This window comes from Myroides sp. ZB35, assembly GCF_001865835.1.
Taxonomy (GTDB): Bacteria; Bacteroidota; Bacteroidia; order Flavobacteriales; family Flavobacteriaceae; genus Flavobacterium; species Flavobacterium odoratimimum.
Window position 1 is genome coordinate 2,924,385 of record NZ_CP017769.1, and the last position, 12,631, is coordinate 2,937,015.

The following is a 12,631-nucleotide window of genomic DNA, read 5'->3' on the forward strand; positions in this document are numbered from 1 at the left end:
CATGGAAACAACAAACAACAAAAAGATTTTATTAGTAGAAGATGATCCGAATTTCGGTGCAATCTTAAAAGATTATTTAGCCATCAATGATTTCGAAGTTACTTTAGCTAAGAATGGAATGGAAGGATTCGAAAAATTCAAAAGAGATACTTTTGATTTATGTATCCTAGATGTTATGATGCCTTATAAAGATGGATTTACTCTAGCCAAGGAGATCCGTGATAAAAATAAAGAGGTGCCTATCATTTTCCTTACAGCGAAGTCAATGAAAGAAGATGTATTGAAAGGTTATAAAGTAGGAGCTGATGACTACCTAAACAAGCCATTCGATTCTGAAGTATTATTAATGAAAATCAAAGCGATTATTCATAGAAAATCGTCTGAAGTTAAAACAGATAATACGAAGTTCGAATTCCAAATTGGTAAATTCCATTTAAATTCTAAGTTGAGATTCTTAACTTTTGAAAATGATGAGCCAATTAAATTATCTCCAAAAGAGAATGAATTGTTAAAGATGTTAGCAATTTATGAAAATGATTTAATGCCACGTGAAGTAGCGTTAACTAAGATTTGGAGAGATGACAACTATTTCACTTCTCGTAGTATGGACGTATACATCGCTAAATTAAGAAAGTATCTTAAATTAGACGAAACAGTAGAAATCTTAAACATTCACGGAGAAGGATTTAGACTTGTAGTGAAAGAAAAAGAAGAAAATAATTAATTAAGCCACAAAAAAGGGAAGCATTTGCTTCCCTTTTTTATTTTATATAAGTCAAAGTTATTGATTCTTTTTCGGACTAATAATTTTAACGTCTTGAAATGCTATTGCTCCTCTTATAATACTTAAAATAACCTCATATAAAGCATTAATAATTTGAAGCTTTAATTCGTTGTCTGTATAGATTAAACTAATCTCTCTAGCAGGCTTTGGATCAGCAAACTGTATTAAGTTATTTTTGTCATCTTGATTTAATGAAAGTGTGTGTAGGTATGGTAATAGTGTGTAACCTAGACCTTCTTTAGATAGATTTATTAAAGTTTCAAAACTTCCGCTTTGTAATTTAAAGTTTTTGCTTTCTGCAGTAGATTTGCTGTTACAGATATTGATTATACCATCTCTAAAACAATGTCCATCTTGTAGTAAAAGTAACTTTCTTAGATCTAGGTCTCCTTGATGAAGTTCTGCTCCCATTTCTTGTCTAAAATTTGCAGGAACATATCCTACAAATGGTTCGTAGAATAGAACTCTTTCTTTAATGTCAGACTCTTCTAAGGGAGTAGCAACTATAGCAGCATCCAGATATCCATTGCGAAGTTTCTGAATAATCTCTTCAGTTGTATATTCTTCTATAATTAGGTTGACCTTATTGTACTTATTTAGAAATGTTTTTAGGAACATAGGAAGTAGAGTAGGGGCTATAGTAGGTATCATTCCTAGTTTAAACTCTCCCCCAATAAATCCTTTTTCTAGATCAATAAGATCTTTAATTCGATCTGATTCATTGACAATTTTCTTTGCCTGTTGAATAATAACTTGACCGATAGCCGTAGGCTGAATAGGTTTTGTGCTTCGGTCAAATATTTGTACCTCGAGTTCTTCCTCTAACTTTTGGATTTGCATACTTAATGTAGGCTGTGTAACAAAAGTTTTTTCTGCAGCAAGCGTGAAATTTTTATGTTCTGCTACTGCTAATACATATATTAATTGTGTTATCGTCATTCTTTAAAACCAATATTTTGTCTAAGTTATGCAAAATAAAGGAAAATGTTTTTATTCATAATCTATTTTCTCTAGTTCCGTATAGTTTTTCATTAATCGTTTGATTAATAAACCATAGATTAGACGGTAGTATAACCATAGTAATCCTAAAAATACACCACATATAATAATAACAATCACTGCGCTAATTAAAGCCGTAGGTAAGGTCAACTTATCATCATGTGTCAGAATATCAATCAATATAATAATGAAAGCTATAAAGAAGATAATTAGGTTAGTATAGATATAATAGTTAACTGTCTTTTTTGTCTTTAGAATAGATTCCATTAATAATTTAGTGGAATCAGCTACAGATATTTTTTTATAATTTAAATAGAAAATAGTAATAAATATCACTGATATTCCTAATGATAACCAATCTAAGTTATTGATCATAAAAGCATAGATAGGGCCAATATCATTTCTATTTACGTCTGATCCGAATAAATAACTAAAACCATTTAATACAATAAATTCGATTATACTAATGATAAATATCCACATGACGATAGAAGACGATTTCTTATGTATCATCTTTTGTATCTCTTCAGTAGAGATCTTAGGGAATTTTTGGTCGCTATTCCAGTGTTTTTTTAATAAATCTAACTCCTTCATATTCTATTGCCTCTAGGGATTTAATATCTTTTTAAGTTTGCTTTTTATTCTATTCATTTTTACCCTAGCATTGACTTCACTAATACCTAATGTCTCTGCTATTTCTTCATAATTCTTATCTTCTAAATACATGAATACTAATGCTTTTTCAATATCGTTTAGCTGTTGAAGAGCTTTATACATTAGTTTTAATTGCTCTTCTTCTTGATAATTGTATTCGGAATATTCAAATTTGCAAAATGTACTATCGTAAGGTATGGTGCTTAGTTCTCTTGTTTTTTTACGATATAACGAGATGGCTGTATTTAATGCTACTCTATAAGCCCATGTAGAGAACTTAGAATCTCCTCTAAACTTTGGGTAAGCGTGCCATAGTTGAATAGAGATTTCTTGGAACAAGTCTTTATGAGCTGCTTCATCGACTGTATATAGTCGACAGACTTTGTGGATAAGGTTTTGATTCTTATCCAAAAGAGCAACGAATTCTTGTTCCAAATGTTTGTTCATGCCTATAAGTAGTCTAATGTTACGATTTGTTACAATATTTTTAAAAAATATATTTTTAGTTATAGAGTAATCAGTTTAGGATAATTATTAGAACATGAGCGAAGATATTATTTTCCTAAATATTTAGTAAGTAATTGGTCAAAGTCTACTTCTAAGTGGTTAATATCTATTACAGTTCCATTCTCGTCTAAAACAAATACTGTTGGAATATTTTTAACTCCATATTGTAGTTGAATTTCATAAAGATTATAGATATGAAGCCAATTAAGACCTTCCTTTTGTATACTTTCTATCCATTCCTCTTTATTATCATCTAAGGCAATACTAAAGATGTTCAAGCCTTTATCGTGATACTTTTCATAAATAGATTTTATGGTAGGCAGTGTTTCGTGACATGCAGGACACCACGGAGCCCAGAAGTGAATAATGGTCACTTTACCAAGATTATCGTATAGTGAAATCACTTCTCCATTAGGATCTTTACCTGAGATGTCTAACGCTTTATCTCCAATTTTTACTAAAGTATTGGCAGCAGAATTGTCTAATAGGTTTTTAATAGCTATACCTATATTAGATTGCTTAATATTATCAGCTAGTTGATTATAATATAATTTAGCCTCATTAGTATCTATATTTTTATTGTCTATTCGCTGAAATAAAATTACAGAAGACGTGAATGAATTGCTATGTTGAGTTAGTTGATTTGTGATAATGTCATTAATGTCTTTTACATAGACTTTAAATTCATTTGATAACCTTTCAAGAACTTCTCTGTTATTATCTTTTATAGCTTGTGTTAAGATATCTTGATTCGTATCTCTATACGCATTAGCTTCTTTCTGTACTCTTTTTATATTATTGTGAAAAGCATTTAATTCATTATTGTTTTTTGTACCAATAGCAGAGGTGCTTAGATCATCATTATAGTCATATTGAAAATTAATAATACCATTTTCTAAAACTACTAATTCCGTAACGTTTTCAGATAACTCTAATAGTGCATAAGTAGGGTAAGTTGTGTTACCTTTAAATTCGAATGAGTTGTTTTTTAAACGAACAGAATCTATTGCGTCAAAATTATTAGTTTCAGGATTTAAAACTTTTAAATAGATCATTTCTCCCTCAGAAATGTTTTTTGTTATTCCCTTTATTAGAAAACCTTTATCTTTTATAGTAAAACTCATTAATAGAAAGGCTATAATTACTAAAGGTAGTGTTCTCATTGGATGTATTTTTAATATAATTTGTAAAGATTAAATATAATAAAATATTACTGATTATAACGGAGATATTAGAGTATTAAAAAAGGGTTATAGAAACTTCTATAACCCTTTTATTTTCTATATCTTAAGTAGATATTTATTTGTCTAAGATTTCTTGAACTTTAGCTCTAAGTTTTTTACCTCTTAAGTTTTTAGCGATTACTACACCATTTTCATCTAAAAGGTATGTCGCTGGAATAGCACGTACCTCATAATTTTGAGCGATTGGCTCTTCCCAGAACTTTAAGTTAGAGATTTGATTCCAAGTTAATTTATCTTTAGCAATTGCTTCGATCCATTTTGCTTTATCCTTATCTAAAGAAACACCAATGATGTTTAATCCTTTAGGGTGGTATTCTTCATATAGAGCTACTACATTAGGATTCTCTGTTCTACAAGGACCACACCATGATGCCCAGAAATCAATAATAGTTAATTTACCTAAACTTTCTTTTAAAGAAATTTCTTTTCCTTCTGGAGATGGAGCACTGAAATCAGGAGCTTTGTCACCAATTTTTACTTTAGCATCAGGAATAGCGTCTAATGCTGTTTTAAAAGCTTTTGCTACAGTAGTGTTCTTTAATGTTTCATCAAATTTATTGAATTTTTCAACTAATTCTTCTTTGATGTATTGTCCTGAACCAACTGTTTTTGATAAATAGACTAAAGTAGTTAATGAATTAGCGTTATTATCAATGTAATCTTCTACATACTCATCATACTTTTCTGCTAATGCCATATAACCATTGATAATAGCATCTTTTTTAGCTTGGTCTTGAGCTTCGTTAGCTTGTTTAAAAGCCTCTTGGTTATCACCTTGGTATTGGACTAAAGCTCGCTCTAATTCGTCAACTTTTTTAGTGAATGCTGTATATTCATCATTGTTTTTAGTACCTGTTACGCTACTGTTTTCTGCTTTTTCATTATCGTATTGAACAACGATTTTACCATTTTCTAAAACGAAAGGTAATTTTCCTGGTTCTTTACCAAATGAAAAGAAGTTTTGGTCTAGACTTTCAGCAGCTCCTTTGAAGGTGAATGCATTGTCTTTAATTTCAGTAGAGTCAATAGCTACTGTACTACCAGTTGCAATATCAATTTTCTCAATATATACTTTAGTTCCATCTGTTAGACCTTTAGTTTCACCATTGATTGTATAACCAGTAGCTTCTTTGTTACATGAAGCTAGTACAGCTACAGCTCCAAGTACTGTTAAAATTTTTTTCATCGATTTTGTTTTTTAGTATTAGAAATACAAGTTATAATTGCATTATATGAACAAATATACTTAAAAAACTAGATTAAGCTAAAATCAGCCTAAAAAAGTCTATAAAAGTTTTATGAATTGAATTAACAGCATTATCCAACCAATTACTAAACACACTCCTCCTAAAGGAGTTATAGGGCCAAGTATTTTTATTTTCTTCTTAAATGTAGCACTTAAGGTTAATCCATAAATACTGAAAGAGAATAAGAATACACCAATGATGATGATATTAACTGCTCTTGTGATATGAATATGTGCAGGCATTAATCCTAAGATTAGTAATAGGATAGCGTGGTACATTTGATATTTTACGCCTACTTCAAAGCTCTCTAAGCGCTCGGCAGTCATATGTTTTTTTAGAGCGTGTGCTCCAAAGGCACCAAATATAATAGCTAGTGCGCCATATATTGAGCCTGCTATGAGGGGTGTTGTATTAACTAATTCCATATATTTATTTAATTAAAAGTGAGTTGTCCTAATATTTCTTCTGACATAAACGGTCCGCCAGGGTATCTAGCGGTGTAATCCATGTTTAACCATATTTGACCACGTTCGTCTATGTGATAATGTATCTCTTTACCTTTACTTTCTTCTTTAAAAAGAACTTCTTTAATAAGGTAGATTACCTGTTCTAGATCTCCTTTATTTGGGATTAGTAGTTCAGGATACATATGTTCTTTAGTATGTATCAATCTTGGGGTTGCGCCTATAGCTCTGAGAAGTCCTGCCATTAATACAGAATAGTCATCACAATCTCCTGAGAAATGCTGTAATGATTCTGATGCCGTAGCGATATATTCTCTACCCTTAGGGTCATTTACATAATTCCACTTCGTACGTACCTCTTTAAAAATAGCTAAAGATTGTACTATTTGTCTGTAATGTTGAGTATTTGGAATATTGCTAAAGTGTTTACGTGTAGTTGCTAAAGCATAATTCCTTACTATAGGTTTATCATATTCTATCGCTGGGATTATTTTACTTTTATTAGGAAAAGGGAGTAGCTTAGAAATGATAAGATCTTGCGGTTTAGGATCTTCTGCCATCGCATAGATCATAACTTTATAGTCTTCAAAAACAGCATTATAACCATAACCTCCAAAGAAAGAATTTACAATAAGAACAATCAAATAAATGATAATCAGCATATTCAAGACTAATTTCATCTTTTGAAGTAAGAACTGCAGTATACCTACAATAGATAAAAATAGAATGATACGATCTAGTTGGTATGGCCAGTTCGGGTCATCTATATTTTGATGAATAATAATAAAAATAGGAATAGTGATCAGTACGTTAAGTATAAGTATGATGATATTGTCCCAAGGTTTTGGGACTCTCAAGTACTTAAGCCAACTTTTTTCAGAAACTTTATCCGGTAATTCTGTATTATTACTCATCGTAGTCTAAGGTCAAAACTATATTATAAAACGGTTTCGCTGTATTTAATAGTATTAGTGATTATATTTAAATCTACTAATTGTTCTTGTGTTTTATTAAAGTGTTTTTCTGACAGTTGTCTTTGAGACCATTTAGTCATACTTAGCCATTCTTTAACATCATCTATATTGATATTATATTTACTAGATAATGTACGGTCAATAGAAGGAATCATTTTGAACTCTTCTGTAGTAGCATTAATACATTCCAGTAGATTGTCAATTAATCCTTTGTTTTTATTTAGGAATTCATTATTCGCAACTAATACGAACGAAGGCCAAGGAGTAGGACAGTCACCTAGTCTTCTGAATATTCCTTGGTCAACTATTGGTTTAGTCATAAAATGCTCCCACATAAAATAGTCTGCTTCACCCTTAGTTAGCGCTTCTACTGCATTATCTAAAGTGTTGACGATAACGAACTCAAGATTATCAATATCCCAACTCATCTTTTTTGCATGAACAATTGCCATAAGGTGTGAACCAGATCCATATCTACTGATAGCAATTCGTTTGCCTTCTAAGTCTTCTATTTTTTGATATGGAGAATTATGTGCTACATGTATTCCCCATTGTAGAGGAGAGGCTACATATTCTTGTATGATAGTTGTTGGATTTCCTTCAGATATATCTTTTATAATTCCTTCAGTAAGTATAACAGCGAGATCTGTTTCTTTATCTCTTAGCATCTGACACATTTTACCTGTACCTTCAGGTATGTCTGTCCATTTTAAATTTATGCCAAGTTCTTCGAATTCACCATTTTCTATACATAATTGCCACGGTAGGTTGAAGTGCTCAGGCACTCCGATAATATTTACATTTGCCATTTTAAATCGTACTACATTTTTATGCTAAGATAGTAAAATAGGGCATTTTTTAGATAATATTTTAAGAGTAAAACAAAAAAAACTCTACTAAAAAGAGAGTAGAGTTTTTATTTATTATTAAGGTTTCATTGAACCTTTTTCTTGGAAGCGAATGTGGAATTTGAAAGCTTCTTCTAATACATGTGGAGTGTGTCCTCCTCTTTCTTTCGCTCTTTCAAAGTAATCTCTTAATTCTGCTTTATATTCTGGATGTACACAGTTCTCTATGATGACTTCTGCACGCTCTCTAGGGGATAGACCTCTTAAGTCTGCTAGACCTTGGTCTGTAACTAGGATGTCTACATCATGCTCAGTATGGTCTACGTGAGATACCATAGGAAGTACGTGAGAAATATTGTTTTCTTTAGATGCTGCCTGTGTAACGAAAATACTTAAATAAGCATTTCTAGCGAAGTCTCCAGATCCACCGATACCATTCATCATTTTACTACCTCCGATATGAGTAGAGTTAACGTTTCCGTAGATGTCAAATTCGATAGCAGTATTGATAGCGATAATACCTAATCTACGAATAACCTCAGGAGCATTACTAATGTTCTGCGGGCGTAGTACTAGTTTATCTTTATATTGTCCGAAGTTGTTAATGATTTTTCCATAGCACTCTTCAGTAACAGTAATAGAAGATCCTGATGCAAAAGTCATTTTTCCAGAGTCAATTAAATCAAAAGTACTGTCTTGTAATACTTCAGAATACATCGTTAAGTCGTGGAATGGGCCATCAATAAAACCAGTTAATACAGCGTTAGCTACTTTTCCGATTCCTGCTTGTAATGGTAAAAGAGAGTGAGTTAATTTGCCTTTTCTAACTTCTTCTTCGAAGAATTTAAGTAAGTGACCAGAGATAGCAGAAGTTTTAACGTCTGGTTCTGGTAATTGAGCAGGAGTGTCTTCTATACTAGAGTAAACAACTGCAATCACGTCATCTGGATTTAGACGAATAAAGTTTTCTCCTATTCTATCTTTTACTGTATGAATAGGGATGATTTCTCTACGTGGTTGTTTGATAGGTACACTATTATCGTGTACTCCTTCTATTTCTAAAGGAATAGCTGTATTTACTTCAATGATTATTTTTCTAGCTACACTAGCGAAGTAAGCAGAGTTACCAATAGATGTGGTAGGAATGATAAATCCTTCTTCGTTAATATAAGTAGCCTCAATGATAGCGATATCTACTTGAGGAATATGTTTCTCTTGAAGTTGTTCGATTGTTTCACTTAAGTGTTGATCGATATATTTTACTTGCCCACTGTTTATAGACTTTCTTAATACTGAATCTGCTTGGAAAGGCATTCTTCGGATTAAGGCATTGTTAGTTGCTAAGTCAGCGTCAGTAGTTTGTCCTAATGAGGCACCAGTTATTAAGGTAATTGCAACATTTTCTTGTGCTGCACGTAGTGCAAATGCAGGTAATACAGATTTACTATCTCCAGCTTTAGTGAAGCCACTAGCTCCTACTACTGCCTGGTCATGTATTAAGAGAGCAGCATCTTCTGCTGATACAATACGCTCTCTATACGGTGCGTATTTTATCCTCTCTAGTTTCGAGTCTTCTTTCGTCATTTCAAATAAAAATTTTAAGCACCTTAAATTAAGTGCATTTATTTGAAAGAGTCAAATAAAATAAACGTATATATTAATTATATTGATTAATATAATTTATTTATTAAAAAAATACGATAATGTTTAAAAATTTAAGATATAAAAATGATACTGTTATGTGAGGGCTTTTTTGTTAATTTTTTGCTATTATTTTATAAGTACTAAACTTGGTAATAAGGCTTTTTGTAACTTAGTTTATTGAATTAATCTTGAGAAAGACAATGAAAGAGGGTTTTTTAGTAGTAATACTTCTTTAGTTTTTGTGATTTATTGATCTTGTATTTTGAATTAGGAGAAGTTCTTTAGAAGAGTTTTTTTTGAACTATCGAGATTTGTTTTTCTAGAGGAAGGGATAGGACAATAAATATTCAATATAACGAAGAGAGGAATAGTTGCACAGCGATTGCAGGTCGAGATGTATTTTGTTTTGAATGAGTCCGTAGTGAGTCCGTTATTTTGGGTAAAATAACGGTGTCATAACACTGGTGTATTGTACTTAAAGTTAAATCAACTGTAATATAATCACTTTTAGTGTGCTTCTTTAGTAATATAAGAGGTAGTGAGCAGTGAGGAGTAGATATAAAAAAAGCTACCTCTATAAGGTAGCTTTTTAGAAAAAGTAATCTTATTATATTGCGCTAAGTTTGTCTAATGTATATACAATTAGTTTGTCAACAGCTGCATAAGGATCTTCTGAGAATGTTCCGTTAGCTCTATTTGCAATAATTGTATTAAGAGATACTGCATGGTGACCTAATAAGCTACATAAACCATAGATTGCAGACGTTTCCATTTCGAAGTTTGTAATACGGTATTCACCGAATTTAAAGTTGTCGATTTTATGGTTTAGTTCTGGATCTTGGATTTGTAGACGAAGTACACGTCCTTGTGGACCGTAGAATCCACCTGCTGTACCTGTAATTCCTTTGAATGTTAAGTCGCTTTCTAATTTAGCTTCTAACTCTGCACTGTTTTTAATGAAGTATGGGCGTCCTTTTTTAAGATCCCAATTTGTATGTTCAATAAAAGCGTCTTCTAAAGCAACATCTGTAACTCCGTCAATAAGGTAAGAACGCATTAAATTATCAAGTCCTAATCCATACTGAGATAGTACAAAGCTATTCACAGGGATATCTGCTTGTAAAGAACCTGATGTCCCTATTCTTACAATATTTACAGAAGTAAGATCTTTTTTAATTTCTCTAGTTTCTAAATCAATATTAAATAGAGCATCGATTTCATTAACAGCGATATCGATATTATCAGGTCCGATACCTGTAGAGATTACAGTTAGACGTTTTCCTTTATACGTACCTGTAGTTGTTTTAAACTCTCTTTTTTGTGTTGAAAATTCAATAGCATCGAAGTGCTTAGTGATTCTGTCTACACGGTTTTGGTCACCTACGAATATGATGTCTTTAGCAACATGTTCAGGTCTTAAGTTTAGATGGTATACACTACCATCAGGGTTTAGAATTAATTCAGATGATTTAATCTTCATAATATTAAATTTTTAATTAGCCGCCTACACGTTTTACTTTGTAGCCCTCTTTTATTAAATAATCCATTATTTTATCGCGAAAATTACCTTGTATAATTATTTCGCCATCTTTTGTACTTCCGCCAACACCACATAGTGTTTTTAGTTTTTTAGCTAAATCTTTAAGGTCGTCTTCATTTCCTTCAAAACCTTTAATAAGGGTAGCTACTTTACCACCTCTATTCTTTTTGTCTATATGTGCTTCTAATCTTTGAAGATTAGGGGCAAGAGTTTCTGTGGATTCTTCTTGTTCGAATTCAAAATCTTTATTAGTAGAAAAAACAAAGCCTCCTAAGGCATCTAAGCTATTTAACTTTTTACTCATTTAGTTATGTAATATGGTGCTTATAAAAATGATTAATCTAAAAGCGTATTCTAGTCTTTCTACAAGAGAATGATTAGAATGCTATGTATATAAGTAAAGATACGAAATATGTTAAAATCAATCAATATAAATAGGGTAAAAAAAATGACCTTTTACGAAGTATATCGCATGAAATAAAAAAGAGGGAGTAATGGGCTCCCTCTTTTAAGAATATGTTTTTATTAGGATAGATTATTTAATCAAGCCTAATTCAACTAGTCTTTGGTGTAAGAACTCTCCTGAAGTAATATCTTCATATAATTTAGGATTATTCTCATCGATACAATTCTCTAAACAGTTTAGTGGCATTGTGCTCACTGGGTGCATGAAGAATGGAATAGAGTATCTAGAAGTTCCCCATAGTTCACGAGGAGGGTTAACTACTTGGTGGATAGTTGATTTTAATCTATTGTTAGAGTGACGAGATAACATGTCACCAACATTGATTACTAATTCATCATCAGCTGCGATAGCATCGATCCACTGTCCGTCGTGGTTTTGTACTTGTAGTCCTTTACCTTGAGCTCCCATTAACAGAGTGATTAAGTTAATGTCACCATGTGCAGCTGCTCTCACAGCATTTTTAGGTTCGTTCTGGATAGGAGGGTAGTGGATAGGACGTAAGATACTGTTTCCGTTTTTAACGAATTTGTCAAAGTAGAACTCGTCTAAACCTAAGAATAAAGCAAGCGCACGCAATACGTATACACCTGTTTTTTCTAACATTTGGTAAGTTTCTTTTCCAACAGCGTTAAATTGAGGTAATTCTTTTACTTCTACGTTAGCAGGATAAGATGCTTCTAAAGCAGGATCATTTTCAACGTACTGTCCAAAATGCCAGAACTCTTTTAGATCACCTTCTGTTCTTCCTTTAGCATGCTCTTTACCAAAAGAAACATATCCTCTCTGACCACCAATACCTGGTACTTCATAAGAATTTTTAGTCTCTAATGGAAGATTAAAGAAATTACGAACTTCTTTATATAGATTATCAACTAATTGATCATCTAAAAAGTGTCCTTTTAATGCTACGAATCCAATTTCTTCGTAGGCTTGGCCGATTTCATTTACAAACTTTTGTTTACGTACCGGGTCATCCGATAGGAAATCACGTAAGTCAACACTAGGAATGTTTTGCATTTTCTAAGTTGTTATATATGCTTACTTGAGTTATTTGACACAAATGTATATTATTTTTCCACAAAATAGTGTTGATAACTACAATTTATATTTTTTTTAGGTCTGAATTATTCAAGATATGTGATTGTGTGTGTTGAGAATTTCGAAAGAATAGTATGTTTATAGGATTGTGATTTTTTTAATGAATGTAAAAAATTAATGAATTTTTTTATAAATTGCCGTAATAACCATTAAAATAAAAAA

13 protein-coding genes are annotated in these 12,631 nt (G+C 31.7%); 1 reads left to right on the forward strand and 12 read right to left on the reverse strand.

The genetic code is table 11. The annotated features are described in order from the left end of the window. The first annotated feature begins 1 nt into the window (after position 1). Positions 2-724, forward strand: a complete 723-nt coding sequence (locus BK054_RS12995; RefSeq protein WP_006259047.1) for a response regulator transcription factor — start codon at positions 2-4, stop codon at positions 722-724. 57 nt (positions 725-781) lie between these two features. On the opposite strand, the gene BK054_RS13000 is transcribed toward BK054_RS12995, so the two are convergent. From BK054_RS13000 to BK054_RS13055, 12 genes are all read right to left on the reverse strand, one after another. After that, entirely contained in the window at positions 782-1,723 is a 942-nt protein-coding gene (locus tag BK054_RS13000; protein ID WP_006259046.1) for a LysR family transcriptional regulator, read from the reverse strand. A 51-nt stretch (positions 1,724-1,774) separates the two neighbouring features. Continuing rightward, on the reverse strand, positions 1,775-2,377 hold the full coding sequence (locus tag BK054_RS13005) for a hypothetical protein (RefSeq protein WP_006259045.1): 603 nt from the start codon (positions 2,375-2,377) through the stop codon (positions 1,775-1,777). 12 nt (positions 2,378-2,389) lie between these two features. After that, positions 2,390-2,884: an RNA polymerase sigma factor gene (locus BK054_RS13010; RefSeq protein WP_006259044.1), complete on the reverse strand. Its 495-nt coding sequence runs from the start codon at positions 2,882-2,884 to the stop codon at positions 2,390-2,392. Positions 2,885-2,991: 107 nt separating this feature from the next. Then, positions 2,992-4,107 carry a TlpA disulfide reductase family protein gene (locus tag BK054_RS13015; RefSeq protein WP_006265185.1) on the reverse strand — a complete coding sequence of 372 codons (1,116 nt, stop codon included), beginning with the start codon at positions 4,105-4,107 and terminating at the stop codon, positions 2,992-2,994. Positions 4,108-4,243: 136 nt separating this feature from the next. Beyond that, positions 4,244-5,374, reverse strand: coding sequence for a redoxin domain-containing protein (locus BK054_RS13020; protein ID WP_006261065.1), 1,131 nt, complete (start codon positions 5,372-5,374; stop codon positions 4,244-4,246). 99 nt (positions 5,375-5,473) lie between these two features. Then, a complete protein-coding gene (locus BK054_RS13025) occupies positions 5,474-5,860 on the reverse strand; it encodes a DUF423 domain-containing protein (protein WP_006259041.1) in 387 nt (128 codons plus the stop codon). An 8-nt stretch (positions 5,861-5,868) separates the two neighbouring features. After that, on the reverse strand, positions 5,869-6,813 hold the full coding sequence (locus BK054_RS13030; RefSeq protein WP_006259040.1) for a transglutaminase-like domain-containing protein: 945 nt from the start codon (positions 6,811-6,813) through the stop codon (positions 5,869-5,871). A gap of 23 nt (positions 6,814-6,836) precedes the next feature. Next, positions 6,837-7,682: a substrate-binding domain-containing protein gene (locus BK054_RS13035; RefSeq protein ID WP_006261066.1), complete on the reverse strand. Its 846-nt coding sequence runs from the start codon at positions 7,680-7,682 to the stop codon at positions 6,837-6,839. A 117-nt stretch (positions 7,683-7,799) separates the two neighbouring features. Beyond that, complete coding sequence (locus BK054_RS13040; RefSeq protein WP_006263460.1) at positions 7,800-9,305, reverse strand: succinate CoA transferase; 1,506 nt, start codon at positions 9,303-9,305, stop codon at positions 7,800-7,802. Positions 9,306-9,972: 667 nt separating this feature from the next. Further along, positions 9,973-10,845, reverse strand: a complete 873-nt coding sequence (locus BK054_RS13045) for a nucleoside phosphorylase (protein WP_006261067.1) — start codon at positions 10,843-10,845, stop codon at positions 9,973-9,975. A gap of 16 nt (positions 10,846-10,861) precedes the next feature. Beyond that, a complete protein-coding gene (locus BK054_RS13050; protein ID WP_006259036.1) occupies positions 10,862-11,209 on the reverse strand; it encodes a translation initiation factor in 348 nt (115 codons plus the stop codon). A gap of 231 nt (positions 11,210-11,440) precedes the next feature. Continuing rightward, a complete protein-coding gene (locus BK054_RS13055; protein ID WP_006261068.1) occupies positions 11,441-12,388 on the reverse strand; it encodes an isopenicillin N synthase family dioxygenase in 948 nt (315 codons plus the stop codon). Positions 12,389-12,631 lie beyond the last annotated feature (243 nt).